Origin of the sequence: Thioalkalivibrio paradoxus ARh 1 (assembly GCF_000227685.2) — a bacterium.
GTDB classification, from domain to species: Bacteria; Pseudomonadota; Gammaproteobacteria; order Ectothiorhodospirales; family Ectothiorhodospiraceae; genus Thioalkalivibrio; species Thioalkalivibrio paradoxus.
The window spans coordinates 2,945,145-2,970,045 of sequence record NZ_CP007029.1 but is presented as its reverse complement, the minus strand read 5'-3'; the positions used below and the strand labels follow the sequence as shown (position 1 = coordinate 2,970,045).

At 67.3% G+C, this 24,901-nt stretch carries 25 protein-coding genes; 13 read left to right on the top strand and 12 right to left on the bottom strand.

Going from position 1 to position 24,901, the window contains the following annotated elements; genetic code table 11:
• Positions 1–15 precede the first annotated feature (15 nt).
• From THITH_RS17180 to THITH_RS13295, 4 genes are all read right to left on the bottom strand, one after another.
• On the bottom strand, positions 16–750 hold the full coding sequence (locus tag THITH_RS17180; RefSeq protein ID WP_025367568.1) for a glycosyltransferase: 735 nt from the start codon (positions 748–750) through the stop codon (positions 16–18).
• A 41-nt stretch (positions 751–791) separates the two neighbouring features.
• Positions 792–983: a hypothetical protein gene (locus THITH_RS13300; RefSeq protein WP_025367567.1), complete on the bottom strand. Its 192-nt coding sequence runs from the start codon at positions 981–983 to the stop codon at positions 792–794.
• Positions 984–1,087: 104 nt separating this feature from the next.
• The gene (locus THITH_RS18590) at positions 1,088–1,225 is read right to left on the bottom strand and encodes a hypothetical protein (RefSeq protein ID WP_006748931.1); all 138 of its coding nucleotides are present in this window, start codon (positions 1,223–1,225) and stop codon (positions 1,088–1,090) included.
• Between the two features lie 292 nt (positions 1,226–1,517).
• Positions 1,518–2,483, bottom strand: a complete 966-nt coding sequence (locus THITH_RS13295) for a methionyl-tRNA formyltransferase (RefSeq protein WP_198019448.1) — start codon at positions 2,481–2,483, stop codon at positions 1,518–1,520.
• A 733-nt stretch (positions 2,484–3,216) separates the two neighbouring features.
• Here THITH_RS13295 and THITH_RS13290 point away from each other — a divergent pair.
• Both THITH_RS13290 and THITH_RS13285 read left to right on the top strand, forming a co-directional pair.
• Positions 3,217–4,770, top strand: a complete 1,554-nt coding sequence (locus THITH_RS13290; RefSeq protein ID WP_006748929.1) for an EAL domain-containing protein — start codon at positions 3,217–3,219, stop codon at positions 4,768–4,770.
• 101 nt (positions 4,771–4,871) lie between these two features.
• The gene (locus THITH_RS13285; RefSeq protein WP_232222205.1) at positions 4,872–5,498 is read left to right on the top strand and encodes an OmpA family protein; all 627 of its coding nucleotides are present in this window, start codon (positions 4,872–4,874) and stop codon (positions 5,496–5,498) included.
• A gap of 259 nt (positions 5,499–5,757) precedes the next feature.
• On the opposite strand, the gene THITH_RS13280 is transcribed toward THITH_RS13285, so the two are convergent.
• Both THITH_RS13280 and THITH_RS13270 read right to left on the bottom strand, forming a co-directional pair.
• Positions 5,758–6,534, bottom strand: a complete 777-nt coding sequence (locus THITH_RS13280; protein WP_006748926.1) for a metal-dependent hydrolase — start codon at positions 6,532–6,534, stop codon at positions 5,758–5,760.
• A 543-nt stretch (positions 6,535–7,077) separates the two neighbouring features.
• Positions 7,078–7,473, bottom strand: a complete 396-nt coding sequence (locus THITH_RS13270; RefSeq protein ID WP_006748924.1) for an HIRAN domain-containing protein — start codon at positions 7,471–7,473, stop codon at positions 7,078–7,080.
• 382 nt (positions 7,474–7,855) lie between these two features.
• On the opposite strand from THITH_RS13270, the gene pgl reads away from it, so the two are divergent.
• Complete coding sequence (gene pgl, locus THITH_RS13265; RefSeq protein ID WP_006748923.1) at positions 7,856–8,623, top strand: 6-phosphogluconolactonase; 768 nt, start codon at positions 7,856–7,858, stop codon at positions 8,621–8,623.
• A gap of 28 nt (positions 8,624–8,651) precedes the next feature.
• Here the strand turns inward: pgl and zwf are convergent, their stop codons facing one another.
• From zwf to THITH_RS13245, 4 genes are all read right to left on the bottom strand, one after another.
• Entirely contained in the window at positions 8,652–10,142 is a 1,491-nt protein-coding gene (zwf, locus tag THITH_RS13260) for a glucose-6-phosphate dehydrogenase (RefSeq protein WP_006748922.1), read from the bottom strand.
• A gap of 3 nt (positions 10,143–10,145) precedes the next feature.
• Positions 10,146–11,594: a decarboxylating NADP(+)-dependent phosphogluconate dehydrogenase gene (gnd, locus tag THITH_RS13255; protein ID WP_006748921.1), complete on the bottom strand. Its 1,449-nt coding sequence runs from the start codon at positions 11,592–11,594 to the stop codon at positions 10,146–10,148.
• Between the two features lie 385 nt (positions 11,595–11,979).
• Entirely contained in the window at positions 11,980–12,948 is a 969-nt protein-coding gene (locus THITH_RS13250) for a helix-turn-helix transcriptional regulator (protein WP_006748920.1), read from the bottom strand.
• A gap of 103 nt (positions 12,949–13,051) precedes the next feature.
• On the bottom strand, positions 13,052–14,077 hold the full coding sequence (locus tag THITH_RS13245; RefSeq protein WP_006748919.1) for an MBL fold metallo-hydrolase: 1,026 nt from the start codon (positions 14,075–14,077) through the stop codon (positions 13,052–13,054).
• 369 nt (positions 14,078–14,446) lie between these two features.
• Here THITH_RS13245 and THITH_RS13240 point away from each other — a divergent pair, with 369 nt between their 5' ends.
• Positions 14,447–15,151 carry a hypothetical protein gene (locus THITH_RS13240; protein WP_006748918.1) on the top strand — a complete coding sequence of 235 codons (705 nt, stop codon included), beginning with the start codon at positions 14,447–14,449 and terminating at the stop codon, positions 15,149–15,151.
• Entirely contained in the window at positions 15,151–15,642 is a 492-nt protein-coding gene (locus tag THITH_RS13235) for a YcgN family cysteine cluster protein (protein WP_006748917.1), read from the top strand. The genes THITH_RS13240 and THITH_RS13235 overlap by 1 nt, the downstream gene beginning before the upstream one ends.
• Here THITH_RS13235 and THITH_RS13230 read toward each other — a convergent pair.
• Positions 15,585–16,277 (bottom strand): glutathione S-transferase family protein, encoded by a 693-nt coding sequence (locus tag THITH_RS13230; protein WP_006748916.1) that lies wholly within the window; start codon positions 16,275–16,277, stop codon positions 15,585–15,587. The genes THITH_RS13235 and THITH_RS13230 overlap by 58 nt on opposite strands.
• A gap of 50 nt (positions 16,278–16,327) precedes the next feature.
• Between THITH_RS13230 and THITH_RS13225 the strand changes: the two genes are divergently transcribed.
• From THITH_RS13225 to panD, 8 genes are all read left to right on the top strand, one after another.
• Positions 16,328–16,729, top strand: a complete 402-nt coding sequence (locus THITH_RS13225; RefSeq protein WP_006748915.1) for an RNA-binding S4 domain-containing protein — start codon at positions 16,328–16,330, stop codon at positions 16,727–16,729.
• Positions 16,729–17,178 (top strand): NUDIX domain-containing protein, encoded by a 450-nt coding sequence (locus THITH_RS13220; protein ID WP_408645513.1) that lies wholly within the window; start codon positions 16,729–16,731, stop codon positions 17,176–17,178. Before THITH_RS13225 ends, THITH_RS13220 begins: the two co-directional genes overlap by 1 nt.
• Before the next feature lie 138 nt (positions 17,179–17,316).
• Positions 17,317–18,657, top strand: a complete 1,341-nt coding sequence (gene pcnB, locus THITH_RS13215; protein WP_025367563.1) for a polynucleotide adenylyltransferase PcnB — start codon at positions 17,317–17,319, stop codon at positions 18,655–18,657.
• Positions 18,654–19,175, top strand: coding sequence for a 2-amino-4-hydroxy-6-hydroxymethyldihydropteridine diphosphokinase (gene folK, locus THITH_RS13210; protein WP_006748912.1), 522 nt, complete (start codon positions 18,654–18,656; stop codon positions 19,173–19,175). Before pcnB ends, folK begins: the two co-directional genes overlap by 4 nt.
• Positions 19,172–19,822: a deoxynucleoside kinase gene (locus tag THITH_RS13205; protein WP_006748911.1), complete on the top strand. Its 651-nt coding sequence runs from the start codon at positions 19,172–19,174 to the stop codon at positions 19,820–19,822. The genes folK and THITH_RS13205 overlap by 4 nt, the downstream gene beginning before the upstream one ends.
• A 17-nt stretch (positions 19,823–19,839) precedes the next feature.
• Positions 19,840–20,631, top strand: coding sequence for a 3-methyl-2-oxobutanoate hydroxymethyltransferase (gene panB / locus THITH_RS13200; RefSeq protein WP_006748910.1), 792 nt, complete (start codon positions 19,840–19,842; stop codon positions 20,629–20,631).
• Between the two features lie 5 nt (positions 20,632–20,636).
• On the top strand, positions 20,637–21,491 hold the full coding sequence (gene panC, locus THITH_RS13195) for a pantoate--beta-alanine ligase (protein ID WP_006748909.1): 855 nt from the start codon (positions 20,637–20,639) through the stop codon (positions 21,489–21,491).
• 86 nt (positions 21,492–21,577) lie between these two features.
• A complete protein-coding gene (gene panD, locus THITH_RS13190) occupies positions 21,578–21,958 on the top strand; it encodes an aspartate 1-decarboxylase (protein ID WP_006748908.1) in 381 nt (126 codons plus the stop codon).
• 61 nt (positions 21,959–22,019) lie between these two features.
• Here the strand turns inward: panD and ppc are convergent, their stop codons facing one another.
• Positions 22,020–24,863 carry a phosphoenolpyruvate carboxylase gene (gene ppc / locus THITH_RS13185; RefSeq protein WP_006748907.1) on the bottom strand — a complete coding sequence of 948 codons (2,844 nt, stop codon included), beginning with the start codon at positions 24,861–24,863 and terminating at the stop codon, positions 22,020–22,022.
• Between the last annotated feature and the right edge of the window lie 38 nt (positions 24,864–24,901).

The following is a 24,901-nucleotide window of genomic DNA, read 5'->3' as shown; positions in this document are numbered from 1 at the left end:
TTGCGAATCCCGCTGCTACGGTGCCAGACTCGCCACCGTTTGCGCGGCGGTGCGTACCGTTGCCAGCAGTTCGGCCCATACGTTTTCGAACCATTGGTCACTCGGGCGGAGCCGCTCTGCGAGGGTCTGGTAGGCGGCCGGATCGGTCACTGCGGTGGCGAATTCGTCGATCGGTGGTGCCAGCCAGTACAGGCCGGCCACGCCGAGGTACAGCAGCGCCGTTCCGATCGGGTTGGACGGCGTGCCCAGATTGAGTGCGCTGCCAAACGAGCGCTTGATCCGGATGCCGAGCAGATCGACGCCCCTGACCGCAATCCGGTTGGGTCGACCAGGCTCGACCAGGGACCCCTCGACACCGTTCCGAACGGCTTCGGCATGGCCGTCGACTTGCGTGCAGACGATCGGCACCCCCGATGCCATCGCCTGAGGAAGGACGCGGGGGAGGCCTTCCCATCGGCTGTACAGCACGAAGACGTCGAAGCCGGGCAACAGATCCGGGATGTCCCGGCGCAGGCCTGTCATCACCACGCAGCCGTTGAGCCCGTGCGCTCTCACCCGCGTCTCGACCGCGGCACGCAGCGGCCCGTCGCCCACGATCACGAACCGGGCATCGGGGCGACCCGCCCGTATGGCGGCGAAGGCTTCGACCAGATCCAACGGCGCCTTCTGCTCCGAGGGCTGGGTACCGGTACCGACCGCCGGAGCGCTGTCCGGCACGCCCAGCCGCCGGCGCATCGCGGTGCCGGTCACCTGGGGGTGCTCAAAGCGGTCCAGCTCGATGCCGCTGCGTATCAGCCGATAGTCGGCAGCCCCCCCGCGACACCAGCAACGCGGCCCTTGTCGCGGTCTCGGTCCGTGACCAGAATCCCGGCGTGTCCGCAGCGCGCGCCGAGCCGTTCCATGACCACGTAGAAGTACCTGCGAATGCCCTGGAGATCCGCGTGGAAACTCCAGTCATGCACGGTGTGGACGATGGCCGGCACTCGGGCGGCACTGCTTGCAATGTTCTTGATGCTCCTCGGCACCTTTGCGTTGTCCCGGAGGTGACCGGACGCCGGCTTCCGGGGGCGTCGCCCCCCGCTGCAGGTCACCTCACGGGCTTCTTACCGAGTTTGCTCCCGATCTTGGCGCCCAGCACCGCAGAGGTGCCCGTGCGTGGCGGCTCGGGGTACAGGCGGAAACCGAGCAGGCGGGACATATTCAAACGAATGGGGTGGTGCTTCATGGTGTAGGCTCCTCGTACGCAGTGACAGCGTATGTTAGACGGCGTCTGGAACGTAACACAGTGGTGGGATAGAAAAAATCCGCAACGCTGCTCCCACGCAGCCACTCGATCTGCACGGGAAGTGCTGATTACTTCGTCATCGCGAGGAGCGAAGCGACGTGGCGATCCATACGGCACTGATTTCGTTGGCGCCGCTTGGGTTGCCGCGCTGAGCTCGCAATGACAAAGTCATTTTTCAGCGGTTCCCTAGCGCGGGTCCCTGATCGCTGCTCGATGAAGTAGCGCCGCCCCGTCACCGCGAAGAACAGATTAGCCGTAGTAGCAGGCTGGCTGGGTGCCACCGCGCCTCCAGGTGGATTTCCCCGTCACGACATCCGATTCGCCATCCGGCGCGGGTGCGCGCGACAAGACCGGGTGGCAACGTACTGCCGCCTTCCGAATACGCGCCGACCTGCCAATCCAGCCAGACAGGTGCTCCGCGCAGCTGCGCAACCGGCCGTATCCATGGCGGTGCCCCGCGTAGAAAGTGCCACACCCGAGCTACCGGCCAGCCCTCCCAGTCGATCAGACGTGCATACTCCTCGGGCGGGAAAGCGCGCGCACGTGCCGTGGGGCTGAGTGCGGGCTGCGGGCGCCGTGTCGCGGTGCCGTCCGCGAGATCGCCCAGTGCCTGCAACATCAGTTCGACACAGGCCGGTTCGACGAAGTCGCGAAAATATGTGGCCCAGGTTGTCCCAGCAGGGATCTGAAACTGCCGCTGGTGGAGGATATCCCCTCTGTCCTCGCCGGCATCCACGAAATGGATCGTGACCCCAGGGCGCAGATCCATGTGGTAGAACGCCCACTGTGTCGGCCGTGGGCCCCGGTAGCGGGGCAACAGCGCAGGATGCAGGTTCAGTGTCCCCAGCGCGGGAACCGAAAGCAGCGAAGCGTTGAGCAGCCAGTCCATGCCGAAAACCAGCACCACGTCCGCGGCGCGTTGCCGCAGCCACCGCTCGTAAGCGGCATCGAGCGAACGCGATGCATAGTCGAACCACGGGACCCCGTGCCGCGCTGCCGCCAGCGCTGTGCCACTGGGGCGTGGCCGCAGGATTCCCCAGGTTCCCCGCGTAAGACGGCACGGCCACGATGCGCGTCGGCGCGACGGTCTCGTCCCCGACTGCACGAGCCCGACCACCTCATGCTGGCTCTCGGCGAGCGAGTCTGCCAGGCGGTCGACCACGTGCCCCACAAGCACGACACGAAGCGAGCGTTTCACCGGATTGAGCGATGGTTGGGCGGCATTGGCGGGCTCCCTCGGAACAAGGCCGTTACGGCAGTCGGGTCGGTGGCTCGGGCGCCGCCGATCCACGCCCTGCCGCTGGGGTTCATGCTGGCATGTGGCTGGCGGAGTTCCTAGCCCTGCAGTGTATGGTGGGTTCCGAGGGAGGGCACCGGGGGTCTACCAGTGGAGTGACCTTGCCCAGTCGCTGACCTGCGTGGCGGTGATCCGCTCGGTGCCAGGCGACGAGGAGGTTACTGAACTGCATGTTCCACCGGGGGAACGCCTCGAGTAGATCTCACATTCGCCAATCTTCGTCGCGTTCGTACCACGGTAGCCGGGCTGAGCTGTAGGCGGCACCGCCTGCTTCCACGCATCCCGCATGCTGACGCTATGGCGTGATGTGCCGTAAGTGCGGGACGGACACGCGCCCAAGCCAAGAGCGGGGTGTCCCTTAGAGCGGGCGGTCCACGCTGCCCATGCGCCGGTTCCGCCACACGCGGGGCCTGGCCGGCATTTTTGCGAGGGTGTGCAGACTGGCGTAGTCTGAATGTCCTGACCCGTACCGGTTCCCTGGTGATCGGGTTGGCACCGCAGAACGGGCCTCGACGGTGTGCGTCGCCTCCCCCGAGGGGGTGCGGCGACGGCAGTGTGTCAACCGCGAATGGCGGGACGTGAGGTAGGGTGGCCGCCTCGCGGTTCGTGTCTCCCTTTGCCTTGGTAGGTCCCAATGGCTCGTCGCGACAAGGTACTGCTCTCCGTGCTTGCGGCTGCGCTGCTCGGGATTCTCGTGCTGTTGGCGCTCCTTGGGTGGTATCTCTGGCGCGAATCGGTGTTGGCTGAGGAGGCGCGTCTGGAGCAACTGTCACAACGTCTCGGTGAACAGACCGAGCGCGCTATTGTGGACGCACGTGACCTGCTGGACCGGCTGAACCGACTGGACCTTACGCCTTGTTCTCCCGAACATCTCGAGGTGCTGCAGAACGCGGCTATCGCCCGGCCTCACGTGCGCGCCATCGGCTACTGGCATGCGGTCGAGCGCCAGTGCGGGGCGGGTTACGTGCAGGGACAGGCATTGACCCCGCCCCGCGCCAGCCGCATTTACGACAGCGGCGTGATCGCCTGGTGGCCGGGACCCGCCACTGCCGTCGGTGGTGTCGAACTGTTTCTGATGCGTTTCGGCCAGCACGATCTTGCGATCGACCCCCGGCTGCTGATGACGCCGGGTCTGCTCGAAGACGCTAAAGTCGGGCTCTGGGTCGAGGATCTGTCCATGGCGGTCTACCCGCTCGGGGTAGAGCTGCCGGAGCCGGGCGACGTACGGCCGGGTCTCACAGTGGATCGGGCCAACAACCAGATCGTGAGCCGCTTCTCGCTGGGGACGGTCTTTCCCATCGACGTCGTCGCGGTGCAGCCAATCGGGTTGTTCTGGGAGCGTTACCTTCCCACCCTGGTGGGCGCCGGCTTTCTGGGCCTTCTTCTTGCCGGGTTGTGGCTGGTGGCCGTGCTGCGTTACCTGCGTCAGCACCTCAGCCTTTCGACCGAGTTGCAGGAGGCGATTGCCAACGATCGGCTCAGCGTCGTGTACCAGCCGATCGTCGATCTCGGCAGTCGGCGGTGCCAGGGAGCCGAGGCCCTCGTACGGTGGCACCGCGAAGGCGACGAGAGCGTCAGTCCGGACGTCTTCGTTCCACTGGCGGAGGCCAGCGGACAGGCAACCGAGTTGACTCTCTCGGTGCTGCGCAGGGTGCTGCGGGATCTCGGTAAGCCGTTGCGGCAGTATTCCGGCCTGATCATCAACCTGAACCTGACGGCTCAGGATCTCGCCACGCCGCGCTTTGCGGAGGCCCTGGCCGAGCTGCAGCAGCAGGAGGGGGTCTCGCCAGCCTCTATCAAGCTGGAGATCACTGAGCGTGCACTGCTCAACTCCGACGAGGTGCGCGAACGCATCGCCGCCCTGCGGGCCCGAGGCCACCCGATTGCCATCGACGATTTCGGCACCGGATATTCCAGTCTGGCCTATCTGGAACGATTCCAGCTGGATACGTTGAAGATCGACAAGGCGTTTGTGGACGGTATCGAAGGCCAAGCCGTTGCCAGTAGCGTGATTGGCCATATCATCGATATGGCCCGGTCATTGCGGCTCGACATCGTCGCCGAGGGCATTGAATCGGAACACCAAGTCGACTGGCTGCGTCAGCAGGGGGTGCAGTTCGGGCAGGGCTACCTTTTCAGCCCACCGCTACCGGCCGCGAAATTCCGTAACTGGTGCAATCGACGATGAAAGCAGAAACTCACATGCCAGCAGCGCTGACCCCTCGGCGTACGAACGCGGCCTTGACGGCGGTCCTTGTCGCATCCGTCCTTCTGTTCGGGTGCGCTCCGGTGCCCGTCACCGTGCCCGAGGCGGTCACCGAGCCCGCGACGACGGCCCCTTCCCCGGGCGCTGCGCCTGCCGCCCCGGCGCCCGCTCCCCGTGACACGCTGGTCGTCGCGCGTGCCGATGACGCTGTTGAGCAGCGCCGGCAACGACTCCTGCGCGAGGGCCACGAGCCGCTGCATGCGAGCAGTGTGGGGTACTACATGGATGTGCTGACCGCGCGGCTGTGGCAGGACCTTGCGGGGAAGCCGGTCGAAGTCGAACACCGGGGAGAAACCATCGCCATCACTTTCCCCGGACTCGTGACCTTCGACACCGACAGCACCCGCATCGAACCCGAGATGGGCGCGGTGCTGGATGCCATCGGCCGGGTACTGGACGAGTATCGGGCGAGCGTGGTGATCGTGGCGGGCCACACGGACAGCCTGGGCGCTCTCGAATACAACCAGCGGCTTTCCGAAGAGCGCGCACTGTCGGTGGGGCGGCGGTTGGTTGCCGCGGGCGTGGGGGCGGAGCGGCTGGTGGTCAGGGGGTTCGGCTCCCGTCAGCCGGTGGCGGACAACGACACGCCGGAGGGCCAGGCACGCAACCGGCGGGTGGAGTTGAGCGTCCAGCCCCTGATAGGCACCTAACGGACCGGGGGAGAACCCCGACTGTCCGCGATGATAGGTAGGTACCGGTGGGGTGGCCGCATAGGGTGAGGCCATTGGTCCTCCACCTCGATCTCGCCCGCCTGAACCTGTTCGCGGTTCTTCCGGATCGGGTCGGTCAGTTTCGGGGCGGGCAGCAGCCAGTTCGGCGTCGCATCCCAGCCCATGCCAAGCCCCCACGCGGTGGGCGCGGTTGCAGCCGGGTGCGCGGCGCGATTGCCCCCCGTTGCGAATCCCGCAGCTACGGTGCCAGGCTTGCCACCGTTTGCGCGGCCGTGCGTACCGTTGCCAGCAGTTCGGCCCATACGTGTTCGAACCATTGGTCACTCGGGCGGAGCCGCTCGGCAAGTGTCTGGTAGGCGGCCGGATCGGTCACTGCGGTGGCGAATTCGTCGATGGGTGGTGCCAGCCAGTACAAGCCGGCCACGCCGAGGTACAGCAGCGCCGTTCCGATCGGGTTGGACGGCGTGCCCAGATTGAGTGCGCTGCCAAACGAGCGCTTGATCCGGATGCCGAGCAGATCGACGCTGTAGATCTCGTCGAGAATCAGGTGCACCAGAAACCCTACGCAGACGAACAGGCCGGCTGTCCAGGCGGTCACGCTGCTGGCTGCAAAGACTTCAGCGGCGATCAGCGCTGACAGCAGGCCGGCGAACAGCGCGGCCGGGATCGAGTGGATCACACCGCGATGGCGGGTGAAGCGGGTGAACACGCTGAACACGCCGTGGCGCACCAGGTAATAGGCGCCGACCCCGAGCAGCATGAGCTCGAGCAGCGACAGGGCAGCGGCGAAATGAAACACCACGACGAAGGCGCTGATCGCCGATAGCAGCTTGAAGGCGATGCGGATCGGAATCGAGCTGTTGGCGTCGATGTCGGGCAGGATGCCGCCGGCAACGCCCAGGGCGAAATACCCGAGCACTGCCTTGGGCTCGCTCTGCGACACCATCGCCATGCCGGTGGCCATCGCGCCGCTGACCAGCGCGGCGCCGAGTAAGTGGGTCTTGAAATCGGCCATCAGCGCTGCGGGCTGGGTTCGTGCCGACCGCGCGGCCGTTCCAGGGCCAGCGGCACTTTTTCCACGGTCCCGCGTTTCATCGTGACTACCGGTTCCGGGGCTCCGGCCACATGACTCCCGTCCGTCTGCGCGGCTCCGCTTGGTTGTCGTTCCGGATCGACACGGCCGCTGTTGCTGCCCCGGCGGTCCCGTTCATCGGCCGTGTCGATTGGACCGGTCCGGGTACGCATAGTCATCTTCCTGGATGTCGGAAACGGGTGTTGGAAACGGGGGGAAGTGTTCTTCTCGGAGACTGGCGAAATCCTTGCAGTCTGCGCGCCTGCACCGCGCGACGGTGGTGACGAATCGGCGCCCGCGCTCGTCACCGGGCAGGGTAGCACAGCCACCAGGCGCGGTAGTTCGCATCACAGTGGCCCTGGGAGGGATGCTCACGGGCCGATGCCTGGATGGCAGCCCGTGCTGCAGGTGCCAGCGCGATCGTTCGACCGGGCCGCGACGCGGGGGGGCGGCACGGGTCCGTGCAGATGCCTTCCGGCGCTCCCCTCATGTCTTCGGTTCCGCGTAGACGTCGAGTTCGATGCGTTCCCACGGATCCTGCGACAGGCGCAGCGTGTGGATGCGTGCGATCAGCGGGATGCGACGGTCGAGCAGCCCGGCGGCGAGCGTGTTGTCGGCGCGGGGAAGGTAGCCGAGCTGCTCACCCAGCCAGGTGATGCGCACCGCGCGCGGGTCCACCGGGTTGCTCAGCTCGCGGCTCAGGATCAGCGCCTGGCCGGTGCGCAGGTAGGGCCAGAGCCGTGCGGCGGCGTGGTGGTCGAAACCAGCCAACGGCAGCCGCTGGACAAGATTCCAGGCGGGGACGCGGGGGCGTTGGGCGCGGCGGTAGACGGAAAGCAGAGGGGTGCGGGTGGCCTGGATGGTGCGGGGTTTCGTGGTCATCGCTGGCTCCTTGGCGGGTGCTCCAGCGCCGTTATAGCCGGGGTGGTGGCTCACAGAGTGATCCACCCACGAGGGAGAACGCGCCGGAGAATGCGCACGGCCAGCGCAAGGGCTGTGTTGCCGGACGTTCGTTGGGATCAGGTCGCGGGACACCGTCCCGGGCCTTTGCTGCGGCGGCGGTACGTGAAACACTGCCGTCATCTCACCGGGCGTTGTGCGAGGAGGCCGTGATGGGGGTGTGCGGGATGGTTGCGGTTGGGGGTTGGCGCGGGCAGGTGCCTGCGGGCGCCAAAGGCACCGGGGAGAGGTGCTCCGGGGCGTTTTGCATATCGGGCTACCGGGGGCAGGGACGCGGCATGTTGCCTCCCTGGGGGGCGTCGCCGTGACGGTCCCAGTGCCGAACCCGGTCCCGGTGGTGGTCGGTGTCGGGATCGACGACGTGATGGAACGGGCCGCGGAGCGCATCGCCGCGGTGCTCACCGAAGCGGTCGCGGCACGGGGCGTCGCGACGATGGCGCTGGCGGGTGGCAACACCCCGCGGCGGCTCTATCGGCTCCTGGCAGGGCCGCCCTACGCGCTGTCGATTCCGTGGGACCGGGTGCGCCTGTTCCTGGGCGACGAGCGCTGGGTTCCGGTCGATCATCCGGACAGCAACGCGCGGATGGTTCGTGAGGCGCTGCTGGCGGGTTTGCTGGAGGCCCCGGCATTCTTCCCGATGCCGACCGATGCGGAGGATCCCGAACAGGCGGCGCGGCGGTACCACGAATGCCTGGTGCGCGAGGTTCCAAGCGACGCGGGGAACGGGGTGCCGCGTCTCGACCTGGTGCTGCTGGGCATGGGCGACGACGGCCACACCGCCTCGCTGTTTCCGGGAACGCCGGTGCTCGATGCCAGCGAACCGGTCGCAGCGGTGTTCGTGCCCCGGCTCGACTCCTGGCGCCTGAGCCTGACGCTGCCGCTGCTGAACGCGGCGCGGCACGTGCTGTTCCTGGTTACCGGTGCGGACAAGGCGGCGACGCTCGCGCGCGTGCTCGGCGACGGTCCGCGCCGGACGCTGCCGGCGTCGCTGGTGCGACCCGCCGACGGGGAACTCGAATGGCATGTCGACCGCGAGGCCGCCGCGCTGCTCGCCGGGGGGCCGGGGGTGTAGTGCATGGCCCCGCCGTGTCCGCCCTGGCTCAGTCCTCCGGGCGCATGCTGTGGCGCCAGCGGTCGATTTCCTCGTCGAACAGCCGGCGGCTTTCCTCGGGGCCCCAGCTGCCGGCCGGGTAGGTGTGGATGAAATCGCGTTCGACCGACCAGGCCTTCAGTACCGCGTCGACGATGCGCCACGCGTATTCCACCTCGTCGTAGCGCAGGAACAGCGAGCGGTCGCCTTCCATGATGTCGAGCAGCAGCCCCTCGTAGGCGCCGGTGCTGGGCGCGTGCGTGGGATTCAGGCCGGCATCCAGGCTGACCTGACGGGTGTGCATCTCGAGCCCCGGTTCCTTGGATGTCAGCTGCAGGCCGATGCACTCGCAGGGTTGCACCCCGATCGCGAGCCAGTTGCGCTCGACGTTCTGCACCCGCGTGCCGCGGAACAGCTGCTGCGGCGGTTGCTTGAACCGGATCATGATGTGCGACGCGCTCTCGGCCATGCGTTTCGCGGTGCGCAGGTAGAACGGCACGCCCCTCCAGCGCCAGTTGTCGACGTAGAGCTTCAGCGCCGCGTAGGTCTCGGTGACGCTGTCCGGCGGCACGCCGTCCTCCTCGAGGTAGCCGCGCACACGCTCGCCGTTCACCGTGCCCGGGCCGTACTGCGCCCGGAACGACTGGGCATGCACCGCGCCCGGCGTGATCGGGCGCACCGACTTCAACACCTTCACCTTCTCGTCGCGCAGGTCCTCGGCGGCCATCGACGCCGGCGGTTCCATCGCGACCAGCGTGAACAGCTGCATCAGGTGGCTTTGCAGCATGTCGCGCAGCGCGCCGGCACTGTCATAGTAGGCGGCCCGGCTGCCCACGCCGAGCGTCTCGGCCTGGGTGATCTGTACGTGATCGATGAAGTTGCGGTTCCACAACGGCTCCAGCATCAGGTTGGCAAACCGGAACACCAGCAGGTTGCGCACCATTTCCTTGCCGAGGTAGTGGTCGATGCGATAGATCTGCTCCTCGCTCAGGAACCGGGTGAGCCGCTTCTGCAGGGCCTGGGCGCTCTCGAGGTCGTAGCCGAAGGGCTTCTCGATCACTACGCGGCGCCAGCCGCCGTTCTCGGTCAGCAACCCGGTGCGGCTCAGGTTCTCGGTGACCACGCCGAACTCGGCCGGCCGGATCGCGAGGTAGATGCCGAGGTTCGCGGACAGCTGTTCCTGCCCGTTCAGCCAGTCGGCCAGGCGGTCGTACATCCCGGCATCGGTGATGTCGCCCTGGAAATAGTCCTGGCGCTGCTCGAGACGGGCGAGCACCGCGGGGTCGATCTCGCCGCGCACCTGGCCTTCGAGCATGCCGCGCATCTCCTGCAGCCAGCGTTCGCGGTCCCAGGGCCGGCGGCCGGTCGCGACGATGTGCACGCCATCGGGCAGGCGGCCGGCCGCCTCCAGGTGGTAGAGCGCCGGCATCAGTTTCACCCGGGACAGGTTGCCGGTGGACCCGAAGATGACCAGCGTGCAGGGGGAGGGTCGGGGATCCATGGCTCAGGCCTCGTAGGTGGACGAGGCGACGTCACCGCCGTGCCCGGTCCAGTCGGTGTGGAAAAAGGTGCCACGCTCGCGGTCCACGCGTTCGTAGCGATGGGCGCCGAAATAGTCGCGCTGGGCCTGCAGCAGGTTGGCCGGCAGCCGCGCGCTGCGATAGCCGTCGAAATACGCCAGCGCCGAGGCGAAAGCCGGTGTCGGCACCGCGTGGCTGATCGCCAGCGTGGCCGCACGCCGCCAGCCGTTCTCGGCGCCGTTCAGCGCACGGGCGAAGAAGCCGTCGAGCACCAGGTTCTGCAGCTCGGGATCCTTGTCGTACGCCGCCTTGATGTCGTTCAGGAACACGCTGCGGATGATGCAGCCGCCGCGCCAGATCAGCGCGATGTCGCCGTAGTTCAGCGTCCAGCCCTGTGCCTGCGCGGCCTCGCGCATCAGCATGAAGCCCTGCGCGTAGGAGATGATCTTCGACGCGTACAGCGCATCGTGCAGCGCGTCGAGGTGCTCTTCCGGCGCCGCGGGTGCGGGCCGCGGCGGGCGCCCGAGGATGCCGGCGGCCTGCACGCGTTCGTCCTTCAGCGACGACAGTACCCGGGCGAAGACCGCCTCGGCGATCAGTGTCAGCGGCACGCCGAGTTCGAGCGCGCTGATGCCGGTCCATTTGCCGGTGCCCTTCTGGCCGGCGGCGTCGAGGATATGCGTGACCAGCGGCGCGCCGTCGCTGTCCTTCGTCGCCAGGATCTCCGCGGTGATTCCGATCAGGTAGGAATCCAGCGCGCCCCGGTTCCAGTCCGCGAACACGGCGGCCATCGCATCGTGGTCCATGCCGAGTGCCTGCTCCATCAGCGCATAGGCCTCGCTGATCAGCTGCATATCGCCGTATTCGATGCCGTTGTGCACCATCTTCACGAAGTGCCCGGCACCGTCGGGCCCGACCCAGCGGCAGCAGGGCTCGCCGTCGACCTGAGCGGCGATCGACTGGAAGATGTCGCGTACCAGCGGCCAGGCTTCCGGGTCGCCGCCGGGCATGATCGACGGCCCGTGGCGGGCCCCTTCCTCGCCGCCGGAGATGCCGGCGCCGATGAAGCGCAGCCCGCGTTCGCGCAATTCCCGGGTGCGCCGCGTCGAGTCGGGGTAGTGCGAGTTGCCGCCATCGATGATCACGTCTCCGGGATCGAGCAGCGGCACCAGGCTGGCGATGAATTCGTCGACCACCGTGCCGGCCTTCACCATCAGCATGACCTTGCGCGGGCGCTCGAGGCTTTGCACGAGCGCTTCCAGGCTGTGGCAGCCGATGATGCTGCGCCCGTTCGCCGGCCCTTCGACGAAGGCGTCGACGCGGCTGGTGGTTCGGTTGTACACCGCCACCCGGTAGCCATGGTCGGCCATGTTCAGGACCAGATTCTGGCCCATGACCGCGAGTCCGATCAGACCGATGTCCGCCTTTGCCATGCTGGGGTCCTTGGTTGCTGCCCACCCGGATGCCGGGCCGGGCGGGGTTCGAAGGGGAAATGCCCGCCCGGAGAGCATAGGAGATCCATGGCTCTGCGTCGAAGTCGGTCGGTTCGTGGGTCATGTCAGGCGTGGGGGCTGGTGCGAACGCCGAACTGCGGAGGACGCTTGCGCTTGTCCGTTCTGCACGTCGCCCCGGACGCAAGCCGTCGTGTTGCACGTGAACTGTGATGGCCCTGCGCTACCCCTGGCGATGAAAATCCCCCTCCCCCAGAACGGGGGAGGGGTTGGGGAGGGGGGGAGTGCACGGCCCCGGTCAATGCACTCACCCTCGCCCCTCCCCCGCCAGCGGGTGAAGGGAGTGTCGCGACGTGCGACCTTTATGCTATTGGACCCGATACAGTCTCGCGGCGGCGCGAAGGCGTTCGGCGACGAGTCCGCGGAGATCTTCCGGGGCGATGACCTCGACGTCCGGGCCGTATTTCAGGATGTCCATCGCCAGCTCGCGCGGGTCGGAATAGGGCACTTGGAGCTCGTAGGCCCCGTCCTGCCAGACGCCGATCTGGTCGGGGTGCCAGGTCTCGTCGGCGACCCAGCGGGCACGTTCCGCGGTGAAGCGCAGCACCGCCCAGTCGCGTGCGGCCCCGGTGAAGATGCCGAAGCTCGCCCCGATATGATGGCGCAGGGTGCGCGGGTTACTATTGTGAAAGGCCGTGTCTGCGGGCCGTGCTTTGCGGATGCGGTCGAGCGCGAAGGTGCGTAGATCCCGTGCACGCTCGCACCAGGCGATCACATACCAGTTGTCGCGATAGTGCACCAGGCGGTAGGGGTGGATCACCCGCGTGCTCGGTTCGTCGCGCTCGCGCCCGTGATACGCGATCTCCAGCGGCCGCTCGTTGAAAACCGCACCGGAGAGCTGGCCGAACACCGCGTCGTTGGTCCGGCGCACGGCCATCGGCTGCAGGCAGACACGGCTCGCGACCAGGTCGGCCTGTTGACCGCCTTCGCCGAGGAGTTTGCGCACCTTGGTCTTCAACGGCCCGATCGAGTTGCCGAGCAGACCGGGCTGGACCGCGTCCAGCAACTGTTCCATCGCCAGCAGTGCGTACAGTTCGGTCTCGTTGAACCAGATTCCGGGCAGTTCGAACTCGGGGGCGTTCGGGTCGTAGCGGTAGCCGTTGTAGCGGCGGTCATAGAGGATCGGTGCCTCCATGTGGTCGCGCAAATAGCGGATATCGCGCTTCAGCGTGGCCGCGGAGACTTCGAGTTTGTCGCGCAGGGTGTCGAACGCGACCGGGTAGCGCGCCGCGCGCAGCAGCCCGTGCAGCTGAAACAGGCGGTCGGCTCGGTTCATCAGCGCATCCCGGGTGGCTTTCGCGAATGCTGGTGGAACCCACCCGAGTTGTCCAGCCGGCTGCTCACCCGCGCGCGTATGAGTGAGCGGCTGCTGTCGCGCCTCAGAACACGGCCATCTCGGCCTCGAGGTAGGCAAGACTGATGTAGCGCCCGATGTTGTCGTCGAATCCGCGCGTCTCGTCGGCTTTGTCGGCGACCCGCGGGTCGGCCATCACGCGTTCGCGCGCGCCCTCCATGTCCTCCATGTTCTCGACCGCGGCCAGACAGTTCTCGTAGATGCCCGCGAACATCTCCTGGTTCCACTGCAGCAGATCGTCGGTTGGGCGTCCGTGGCCGGGGATCCAGATCTCCGACCCGGCGGCGGCCTTCAGGCGGTCGATGTAGTCGATCGAGCCCTGGAACGACCCGTCGTCCATGTTCGCGATGCGCCGTTCCATCGCAACATCGCCGACATAGGTCAGTCCCTCGCCGACCACTTCCACGGAAATATCGCTTGGCGTATGGGCCACACCGTAGTGGTGCATGCGCAGGGTTACGCCGCCAAAGCGGAATTCGTCGCCATGCGTCATCTCGCGGTTCGGGGCGATCACCCGTGTGCCGATGGTCGCGCCCTCGGTCCAGCGTTCCATCAGGCTGCGCCAGAGGTCGCCCTGCACGCCCTCGATCTCCTGCTTGGTGTGCGGGTGCGCGTAGATCGGCAGGTCGGCACCGAATTCGTTGACGAACGCGTGGTTGCCGAGCCAGTGGTCGCCGTGATAATGCGAGACGAAGATCGAGATCACCGGCTTGTCGGTGACCGTGCGGATCATGCGGATGGCCATTTCGCCGATCTGCAGCGAACCTCCGCTGTCGAGAACCACCACACCCTCGTCGGTGACGACGAAAGTGATGTTGCACATCATTCCCTTATTCTCCGGGGTCGGAAACACGTCTTCGGAGTAGATCATCCAGACGTGCTCGGTCATCTGAATCGGCGCGATGTCCGGGACCGGGGGCCCTTTCAGGAAGTCGTTCAGATCGGAGGCGAAGGCGGTGATCTGCGGGGTGGCGGCAAATACGCCGGCGCCTGCAAGCGATCCGGCTCCGAGCTGGAGGAAACGGCGGCGGGACATTTTGGGCAGATGCATACGGTGACTCCACGGACAGCGAATGATGAACAGCAGGCGACGATGCTGGGCGCGCGGCCAGGACGGTCGCTTGTCGGCCGCGCGGGTGTGCCGGCAGAAGACGCACCAGACGCGCAAAACCTTCCATGACCGGCGGGGACCGTGCGCCAGGTCCGTGCTCGGGTGTCGGGCCGCCCGTAATGCAATCACCCTCACCCCCGGCCCCTCTCCCGCCTGCGGGAGAGGGGAGAAAAGACCCTTCGCCGGAATGGGGGGGCGGGTAGGGGCTGGCACCGCTTCGGGCGGGCGCGTTGTTATACTGGCGCCGCCGCGGGCCGGCGCCGGAGGGCACGCGCCGCGGGGTGTGTGAAATTCGAGTTCGGAGGGCGGATGCGTGTACGTGCAGTAGGCTGGTGGTTCGTGGGGCTGTTGCTGGCGGCACTGCTGGCGGCCTTTCTGCTGGTGCCCCGGGAACCCCAGGTCCAGCGCTTCGAGAACCTGCCGTGGCAGATCGAGGTGTTGGGCGCGGACCGGGTCCGGGTGCTCGGGATCGTGCTGGGCGAGACGACGCTGGCGGATCTCGCCGGGCGCCTGCCCGTCCCCGATATCCGGCTGTTCGTCGAACCCGACGGTGCCCGCAGCGTGGAGGCCTTTTTCTCCAACGCCCGGATCCCGCCGTTCGAGGCCAATCTCGTGATGGTCCTCGACCTGGACGAACCAGCGCTCGAGCGCGTCTGGGAGCAGCGAACGTCGGAGCGGCCGATGCCGAGTGGGGCTCGCCGGTACGGGCTGGGCGATGCCGCGCTGATCGAACTGGGGCGTGTACCAGTGGCGGAATTGAGCTACATCCCCCGCGCCCGCTGGGATGGAGACTTGATCCGGGAACGTTTCGGCGACCCGGTGTCGCGGATCCGGCTGGAGGACGATCAGGACTACTGGCTGTATCCGGAAAACGGGCTGGCGATCGTCGTGCCGGGGCGGCGCGGGCGGATGCTGATGCACTACGCGACGCCCGACCGCTGGGAACGGGTGCTGGAGCGTCTGGAACAGGCCGGGCAGCGTCGCCTCGACGACGCTCCGGCAGAGGCTTCCTGATGCCCGAACCGTTCTGGGAACGTCCGCTGGCGACGCTCGACGAGGCGGAGTGGGAAGCCCTGTGCGACGGCTGCGGGCGCTGCTGCCTGCACAAGCTGGAAGACGAGGACAGCGGAGCGCTCGCGCATACCTGGCTTGCCTGCCGTCTGCTGGATTGCACGACCGGCCGCTGTTCCGACTACCCGAACCGGCACCAGCAGGTGCCCGACTGCCTGCGCGTGACGCTAGCGACCGTTGCCGAATACGAGTGGCTGCCGCCGACCTGTGCCTATCGCCTCCGGCACCGGGGGGTTCCGCTGCCCGCCTGGCACCCGCTGCTCTCGGGGGATCCGGACAGCGTGCGCGCGGCGGGGGTCTCGGTGGCGGGCCGGGTGGTCCGCGAGGACGAGGCACCCGACCTGCCGCTGGAGGACTTCATCGTGGACTGGCCGGGTCAGTGGCCCCGTTCCGCGAGACCGGCGGCCAGGCGCGGTCCGGCAAAGCCCTGCTGATTGTTCAGGAAGCGGGGCAGGCGTGCCAGGAAATCGTCGGGCACGGACTCGCGCACCGCAGGCATTTCCGAGATGTGTTGCCACCAGCGCGCAAGGTTCGGGAACTCCGCCGGCTGCCAGGGGCTGCCGGGATCCTGCAGCAGTTCGTAGCGCATCAGCACCGGTGCCACGGTGGCGTCGAGCAGCGAGAAATCGGGTCCGGTGAAGCAGGGGCCGGCTCGGCACTGCTTTTCGAACTGGCGCAAACCCTTTGCGGCCTCGTCGCGGGCCTCGCCGAAGGCTTCCTCGGTGGGTGCGCCCATCCAGCGGAACTGAGCCGCGATCATCTCCGATGCGAGCGCGATCCAGGCGCGGGCCTGGGCCCGTTCCAGCGGGTCTTCCGGCAGCAGTCGGGGCGGGGAGATTTCGTCCAGGTACTCGTTGATCGCCGCGGACTCGAACAGCACGCTGCGTTCGTCGACGATCAGCAGCGGGACCTTGCCGGTGGGGGATTTCTCCAGGAACCAATCCGGCAGCGCGGTGGGATCGAGGTAGGTCCGTTCGAACGGGATATTCTTGTGTTTCAGCGTGATGACGCTACGCTGCACGAACGGACACAACGGAAAGCTGATCAGATGCAGATGGGGCAGTGCCATGAAACCTCCAGAGGACAGGTAATATCGGTCCCCGGTGGACAGGGGCGTTGATGGAGACCGGGCCCGAGCGCGCGTCGCTGCGTATCGACAAATGGCTCTGGGCCGCGCGGTTCTTCAAGACCCGGGCACTGGCCACCGAGGCGGTTGCAGGAGGGAAGGTGCACGTAAACGGCGATCGCTGCAAGCCGGGACGCAAGCTGCATCCCGGGGACCGGCTGACCATTCACCGCGGCCAGGAAGTGTTCGACATCGAAGTCGTCGGGATCAACTCGCAGCGGCGGCCCGCCTCCGAGGCGCGGACGCTGTACCAGGAGACTCCCGAAAGCATTGCCCGGCGCGAGGCCGAGGCCGAACGGCGCCGGCAGGAGCGTCTCGACCGGGGCCCAGGCCGGCGCCCGGACAAGCGCGAGCGCCGGCATATTCGGCGCTTCATCCGCAAGGAGGGGGAATGATGAACGTCCAACGTCCGCGCACGCCGCTGCTGGCGGTCGATCTGATCATCCGCCAGCCGGCGCATCCGGGCCGGGTGCTGCTGATCGAGCGCCGGAATCCGCCGTTCGGATGGGCCCTGCCGGGCGGTTTCGTCGACGAGGGCGAGACGGTGGAGCAGGCCGCCCGACGCGAGGCGCGCGAGGAGACGGCGCTGGAGGTCCGGCTGGAATGTCTGCTGGGCCTCTACTCCGACCCTGAGCGGGATCCCCGGGGGCATACCGTGAGCGCGGTCTACGTCGCTCGCGGCGAAGGCGATGCGTGTGCGCAGGACGACGCGCGCGCATTGCAGTGGCGCGACCCCGAGGACCGGGAGTTCGCGCTCGCGTTCGACCACCGCCGGATCCTCGACGACTACCTGCGTCACCGCGCCACCGGAGAGGTCGCGCCGATCCGCCAGCTCTTCCGCTGAACGACGCTGCATTGGGCTCCGGGTTTCCGGGGGCGGGCGTTCGTGCACGAGGGCGCAGGGCGGCTTCCGGAGGCGTTTCCGGTGCACGCCGGGGGCGAGCTGCTATCATACGGGGCTTTCCCGATATGACGACACACGGTGAGCCAGCTAGCCCCAGCCACGATGCAGCCGCGGGTGTACCCTCGTGCCCAGCACCCGATCTCGCGCGCCGCGATCAGTGACAACGCCCTGAAGGTGCTGTATCGGCTGCGGGATGCGGGGTTCCGGAGTTGTCTGGTCGGGGGCGGCGTGCGCGATCTGCTGCTCGGGCGCGAGCCCAAGGATTTCGATGTCGCCACCGACGCCCATCCCGAGGACGTGCGTCGGCTGTTCCGGAACTGCCGTCTGATCGGGCGCCGCTTCCGTCTGGCGCATGTAACCTTCGGGCGCGAGATCATCGAGGTCGCGACCTTCCGTGCGCCGATCGGGGCCGAGGAGGAGGACGACGGCAATGTCGAACTGAGCGAAGACGGGCGCATCCTGCGCGACAACTGCTATGGCACCATCGAGCAGGATGCCCGGCGCCGCGACTTCACCGTCAACGCGCTGTACTACGACATCGCCGACTATTCGGTACTGGACTTCACCAACGGCGTGAAGGACTTGCACGAGGGCGTGCTGCGACTGATCGGCAACGACCCGGAGCAGCGCCTGCGCGAGGACCCGGTGCGCATGCTGCGTGCCGTTCGCTTCGCGGCGAAGCTGGGTCTGCGTCTGGCCCCTGAGGTCGACGACGCGCTGCACCGGCACTCCGATCTGCTCACCACGGCCGCGCCTGCACGGCTGTTCGACGAGGTTCTGAAGCTCTTCCACAGCGGGGCCGCAGTGACCTGCCTGGACGAACTCGAACGTTTCGGGCTTTTCGCCATCATGTTCCCGCAGACCGCGGAATGCTTCGGCGAACCGGACAGCGGTTCCGGCGTGCGTGCGTTCCTGGTCGAAGCGTTGACCAACACCGACAGCCGGATCCAGGATGGGCTGGGTGTGCATCCGGCTTTTCTGTACGCCGCCCTGCTCTGGGCGCCGGTGCAGCGCGAGGCGCAGGCGCGCCTCGACGCTGGCGAGGAGCCGGCGTTGGCGTGGCAGCAGGCAGCGTCGGCGGTACTCGAGCGCCAGGCGCAGCGGGTGTCGATCCCCCGGCGCCACGCGTTGGTGGTGCGCGAGATCTGGGAGCTGCAGCAGCGGCTCCCGCGCAGCCAGGGTGCCCGCGCGGCGCGGCTGCTCACCCATCCCCGATTCCGGGCGGGCTACGACTTCCTGTGTCTGCGCGCGCGCGCGGGGCAGGCCGATCCCGATCTCTGCGACTGGTGGACGCGATTCCAGGACAGCGACGAGGCGCGCCAGCAGGACGCGGTCTGGGCTTCATCCGGCACCGAACCGGCGCCCGTGGGTTCCCGGCCGAGGCGCCGTCGCAGGCGCAAGGCGCGGCCGGCGTCATGAGCGCGGCGGTAGTAGACGCCTATGTTGGGATCGGCGCCAACCTCGGAGATCCTGCGGCACAGGTGTCGGGGGCCTGTGTCCGGCTGTCCCGGGACATTCCGGACAGCCGGCTGGTCGCGTGTTCGCGCCGGTACCGCAATCCGCCGATGGGTCCGCAGGATCAGCCCGACTACGTGAACGCAGTGGCCCGGATCCGGACCGCACTCGCGCCGGCCGAGCTGCTGCGCGAGCTGCAGCGCATCGAACGCGCCTTCGGCCGCCGCCGCGACGGCCAGCGCTGGGGTCCCCGGCTGCTGGATCTGGATATCCTGCTGTACGGCGGTTGCGTGATCGATGCACCGGGTTTGCGCGTGCCTCACCCCGGGATCGCCGAGCGCGACTTCGTGCTGTTCCCGCTGCAGGAACTCGCGCCGGAGCTGCGGATTCCCGGACACGGCGCATTGTCCGAGCTGTGCAGCCGGATGGCGTCCGGGCTCGTGCCGATCGACGATTGCCGGGAAGCGGGGATCAGCGCGTGAGCCTGGGCAACTTCCGTTTCGTGGCGGTCGAAGGGCCGATCGGCGTGGGCAAGTCCAGCCTCGCGCGGATGCTGGTGCAGCATCTGCGGGCCGAGGCGCTGTTCGAGGAGCCCGATGAGAATCCGTTCCTCGAGCGTTTCTATGTCGACCGTTCCCGCTACGCGCTCGCCACGCAGCTCCATTTTCTGGTGCAGCGGGTGCGCCAGCTCAAGCCGGTTGCGCAGATGCGGCTGTTCGAGCGCCTCCATGTGGCGGATTACCTGGTCGACAAGGATCCGCTGTTCGCGGAATTGAACCTGTCGTCCGACGAGATCGGGATCTACCACGAGATGTATCGCCAGCTGCGCCCGCAGCTTCCGAGTCCGGACCTGGTCGTCTACCTGCAGGCCCCGGTCGACGTGCTGCTGGAAAGGATCCGGCGTCGGGGGCGGTCGTACGAGCGTCATATCGACGCCGCCTACCTGCAGCGTCTGAATGCGGCCTACACCGACTTCTTCTACCATTTCGATTCGGCCGCACTCGTGATCGTGAACGCCGCCGAGATCGACTGGGTGAACAGCGACGCGGATTTTCGGCAGCTGCTGCAGTTCCTGGAGCAGGTTCCCGGCGGCCGGCATTACTTCAATCCGCTCCCGATCCATCTGTGAGCGGTAACGGAGGAGCCATGCGCACGACTATCCGAACGCTGGAGAAATACAAGCACGAGCATCGGCCGATCACCTGTCTGACCGCCTACGACGCGAGTTTCGCCCGCCTGCTGGATGCTGCAGACATCGATGTGATCCTGGTCGGGGACTCGCTGGGTATGGTCGTCCAGGGCCACGACACGACGCTGCCGGTGACCATTGAACAGATGATCTACCATCTCGAAGCCGTTGCGCGGGGCGCGCGGCGCGCGTTGTTGATGGCCGATCTGCCGTTCCTGGGCGACCGCGATGCCGCGACCGCAGTCGAGCAGGGCGGCGCGTTGATGCGTGCGGGTGCGCAGATGATCAAGGTCGAATGCCGCGGCGGGCATGCCGATCTCGTGCAGCGCATGGTCGGCGCGGGCATCCCGGTGTGTGCGCACCTCGGGCTGACGCCCCAGGCGGTGCACCAGTACGGCGGCTACCGTGTGCAGGGGCGCGGCGTCGTGGCGGCCGAGCAGATGCAGGCCGAGGCGCGTGCGCTCGAGGTCGCGGGTGCGCAATGCCTTTTGCTCGAGAGCGTGCCCGAGTTGCTGGCGACGCGGATCACGCATGCGGCCGGGGTTCCGGTGATCGGGATCGGTGCCAGCCCGGAATGCGACGGCCAGGTGCTGGTGCTGCAGGACGTGATCGGCCTGACACCCAAGCCACCGCGCTTCGCGCAGGATTTCCTGGCCGGCGCCGGCAGTCTCGCGGCGGCGGTCGCGGCCTACGCCGACGCGGTGCGCTCGCGCCGATTCCCGGTCTCCGGCGTCCATACGTTCGACTGACGGCGATGCGCATCGTCTACGACCGGAGACAGGTGGCGGCTCTCTGTCGCGAGTGGCGGCGGCGCGATTCGCAGGTGCTGGCGTTCGTGCCGACGATGGGCAACCTGCACGCCGGACATCTGGCGCTGGTGCGTCATGCCCGGGAGCGCGGCGATCGGGTGCTCGTCAGTGTGTTCGTGAATCCGATGCAGTTCGACCGCTCCGATGACCTGGAACGCTACCCGCGCACGCTCGACGCCGACGCGAAGAAGCTCGCCGAGGCCGGGGTCGATGCGTTGTTCTGCCCGGAGCCGGCCGAGATGTACCCGCAGGGACATCCGCCGGCACGGGTGACGGTGCCGCAGCTGTCCGGGATTCTCGAGGGCGCGTCCCGCCCCGGACATTTCGATGGCGTCGCGACGGTTGTGGCCAAGTTGTTCAACCTGGTGCAGCCGGACGTCGCGGTCTTCGGGGAAAAGGACCATCAGCAGTTGAAGCTGATCGAGGCCATGGTGGCGGCGCTGAATTTCCCGGTTCTGATCGACGCGGTGCCCACCGTGCGCGAGCCGGACGGCCTGGCGCTGAGTTCGCGCAATGGTCAGCTGTCCGAGTCAGCTCGGGGGCGTGCGCCGGAACTCTACCGCAGCCTGCAGGAGGCCGCCGCGGTCTGTCTGGAAGCGCCCGACCGGTGGCCGGCGGTGTTTGCGGAAGCGACCGCGCAGGCTCGGGAACGGCTGCGCGAGGCCGGTTTCGAACCGGATTATGTCGAAGTTCGACGCCGCAGCGATTTGCAGGAACCGGCTGCAGATGACCGGGAATTGATCCTGCTGGCAGCGGCCTGGCTCGATGGCACTCGGCTGATTGACAACCTGCGCTTGTGATGGGGGAAGTTTACCGATGCGGGTGTTTCCCTCATAATGCGCCGCACAAATCACGTCTGGTCGTCAGTGCCAACGGAACGCCGTCTATGATGATTACGCTACTGAAGGGCAAGCTGCACCAGGCGCGAGTCACGCACTGCGAGCTCGAATACGAAGGCTCGTGCGCGATCGACACGCACCTGCTGCAGGCCGCGGGCATGCTGCCGTTCGAGCAGATCCAGATCTACAACATCGACAATGGCGAACGCTTCACCACCTACGCGATCGAGGCCGAACCCGGCTCCGGCGTGGTGTCGGTGAACGGAGCCGCGGCGCACAAGGCCGCGGTCGGGCACCGGGTGATCATCTGTGCCTACGCGCAACTCGATGCTGCCGAGGCCAGCCGCTTCATGCCGAACCTGGTCTACCTGGGCCCGGGCAACGCGATCACCCGCACCGGTCACGAGATCCCCGTTCAGGCGGCCTGACGCGGCGCTCCGCGCCCCGCTGAGTTGTCTACCGCAACCCAGCGGGGCGGAGCCCGGTGCCTCAACCGGTGTTGCGCATCCCCGCCGCGATGGCATTGATCGAACGCAATAGCGGCGACATCCAGGGGTTGTCTATTTCCTCGTCTTCCGGCTGTCCGGCCTCCAGCGCCCGCGATTCGCGCAGCAGGTGGATCTGGATGCTGTTCAGCGGATCCAGGTAGGGATTGCGCCGCTGCAGCGACAGCGCCAGCAGCGGCGTTTCGTCCATCAGCGCCTCGAGCTGGGCCACCAGCAGCACCTCGCGCACCGTGCGTGCGTACTCGTCGCGCACTTTCCCGAACACTCGCTCCGCCAGTTCCTGGTCGCTGCACAGTTTCGCGTACTCGGCGGCCATGCGCAGGTCGGCCTTGGTCAGCGCCATCTGGGTGTTGGACAGCAGCGAGCGGAAGAACGGCCAGTCGCGGTACATCTGCTGCAGCAGCTCCAGCCGGGCCGGATCCTCTCCGCGCCAGGCGGCCAGCGCCGACCCGATGCCGTACCAGGCGGGCAGGGTGTGACGCGACTGGGCCCAGCCGAAAACCCAGGGAATTGCACGGATCGAGCTCTTCGAGCGGTCGCTCTTGCGCCGGTGCGAGGGGCGCGACCCGATGTTCAGAAAGCCGATTTCCTGCACCGGCGTGCCTTCGTAGAAGTAATCGAGTACTCCGGGGGTGCGGTCGACCAGTTCCCGGTAGGCGTCCTCGCCGAGCTGCGCGAGCTCGTGCATCGTCGCCATGTCTGCGTCGCGGTCGTGGGTTGGCGCGCGGATCAGTCCGCGGCTCGCAAGGATCAGTCCGGTGGCACCGACGCCGATTTCGTACACGGCGGTTTCGACGTTGCTGTATTTGTACGACAGCACCTCGCCCTGTTCGGTGAACTTGATCCGGCCCTGCACCGTGGCCGGTGGCTGGGCCAGGATGGACTCGTGAGTCGGGCCGCCGCCGCGGCCGACGGTGCCGCCGCGGCCATGGAACAGCTGGCAGCGCACACCGAAGCGCGTGGTGATCGCGACGATCTTTTTCTGCGCCTCGTAGAGGTTCCAGCTCGAGGCCAGGATGCCGCCGTCCTTGCAGGAATCCGAGTAGCCAAGCATGACTTCCTGGAGGTTGCCGCCCGCGGCGAGCATGCGCGCATAGGTCGGAGTGCCGAGCAGGCCATTGAGCACGTCCTCCACGTGCAGCAGATCCTCGATCGTCTCGAACAGCGGAGTGATGCGCAGATGGCAGAACGGGCCGTCGGCGGTCTTGCCCGCCAGCCCGGTGAGGCGGCCGAGGAACAGGACCTCGAGCACATGTGAGGCGGCGTGGGTCATCGAGATCACGTAGGTGCCGATGCCCTGGGAGCCGACCTCCTGGCGCATGTCGCGGATCACTTCGAACACGCGCAGGGTTTCGTGCGCAGCGGCATCCAGCTGTTCGGGATCCGGATCGGGCAGTTCGGTCCGGTCGATCAGTTCGCTCAGCAGCGCGATGCGTTCGGGTTCGGCCAGCGTTTCATAGTCGGCGGACAGTCCGGTCTGGGCCAGGATGGCCGCAACCGCCGCGCTGTGCACCGTCGATTCCTGGCGCACGTCGAGGTGATGCAGGTGAAAGCCGCAGGTTTCGGCGAGGCGGATCAAGTCGGTCAGTTCGCTTGCGGCGATGTTGCGCTCGCCATGGCTGACCAGCGAGTCGTGCATCACGCGCAGGTCCGCGACGAAGGCGTCGGCGCCGGCATAGGCCGACGCCACCGGCAGCACCGCGCTCTCGCCGGACAGGCGCCGTTCCACCGTCGCCAGCGTCTCTTTCAGGCGATACGCCATGATCTGCAGCTTGCGCCGGTAGGGCTCGGTCTCGTAGCGATCCATGTGGCCCTGGAACACCGCGGGCGCGATGCTGTTGTCGGCCTCGAGGCTGGCCAGGAAATCGGCCGAAGGCTGACACATCAGCGAGGAATGTGTGAGCACGTTGCGCAGTTCCGCAACGCGGCGCAGGTATTCCCGGAGCACCTGCTGCATCGCCAGGCGACAGGCCAGCGCGGTGACTTCCGGCGTCACGTTCGGGTTGCCGTCGCGGTCACCGCCGATCCACGAGCCGAAGCGCAGAAACGCCGGTATCCGGATGGGCAGGCTCCCGTCGGGCCGGATGCCGTAGGTGCGCCGTACCGCGTTCTCAAGGTAGCGGTAGGTCTGCGGGATCGCTTCGAACAGACTTTCCTCGAAATAGAACAGCCCGTACTTGATCTCGTCGCGCACCTGCGGCTTCTTTACCCGTACCTCGTTGGTGCGCCAGAGGATCTGGATCTGTGCCTCGAGCTCCGCGATCAGCGACCGGCGCTCCTCGGCGCCGATCCGCGGCTGGTTGAGCCGATCCGCGGTCCGGAATACACGGCGCTGGTTCTGCATCGTCGTGCGCCGGCGCGCCTCGGTGGGATGGGCCGTGAATACCGGCATGTAGCTGAGTTCCTCCAGCAGCCGTTCCAGTTCCGCGGCGGAGATTCCCTCCTCGTGCAGTTGGCGCAGGGTGCGGTCGAAGGAACCGGTCCAGAGCGGTTCGCCGCTGCTGACCTGGGCACGGCGCCAGCGGTAGAACAGGTCCTCCTCGGCGATGTTGACCAGGCTGAAGTAGATGCTGAAAGCCCGGATGATGCGCTCGGTCATCTCGGGTGTCTGGTGCACAATGCAGCGCATCATGCGCTCGCGCAGCCTCGGATCCTCGCGCTTGCGCAGGGTCACGAAGCCCTTGCGCAGCGTCTCGACCGCGTTCAGCACCGCTTCGCCCTCGAGCCGGCGGATCACGTTGCCCAGCAGTTCGCCGAACAGCCGGACGCGGGCGCGCAGCTCCTTGTCCTTGGGCCGAAAGCGTTCGTCGATGCGGTTCTGGATCATGGTAGCGCCTGCACGAACGAGGCCGGCGTGAAGGCCGG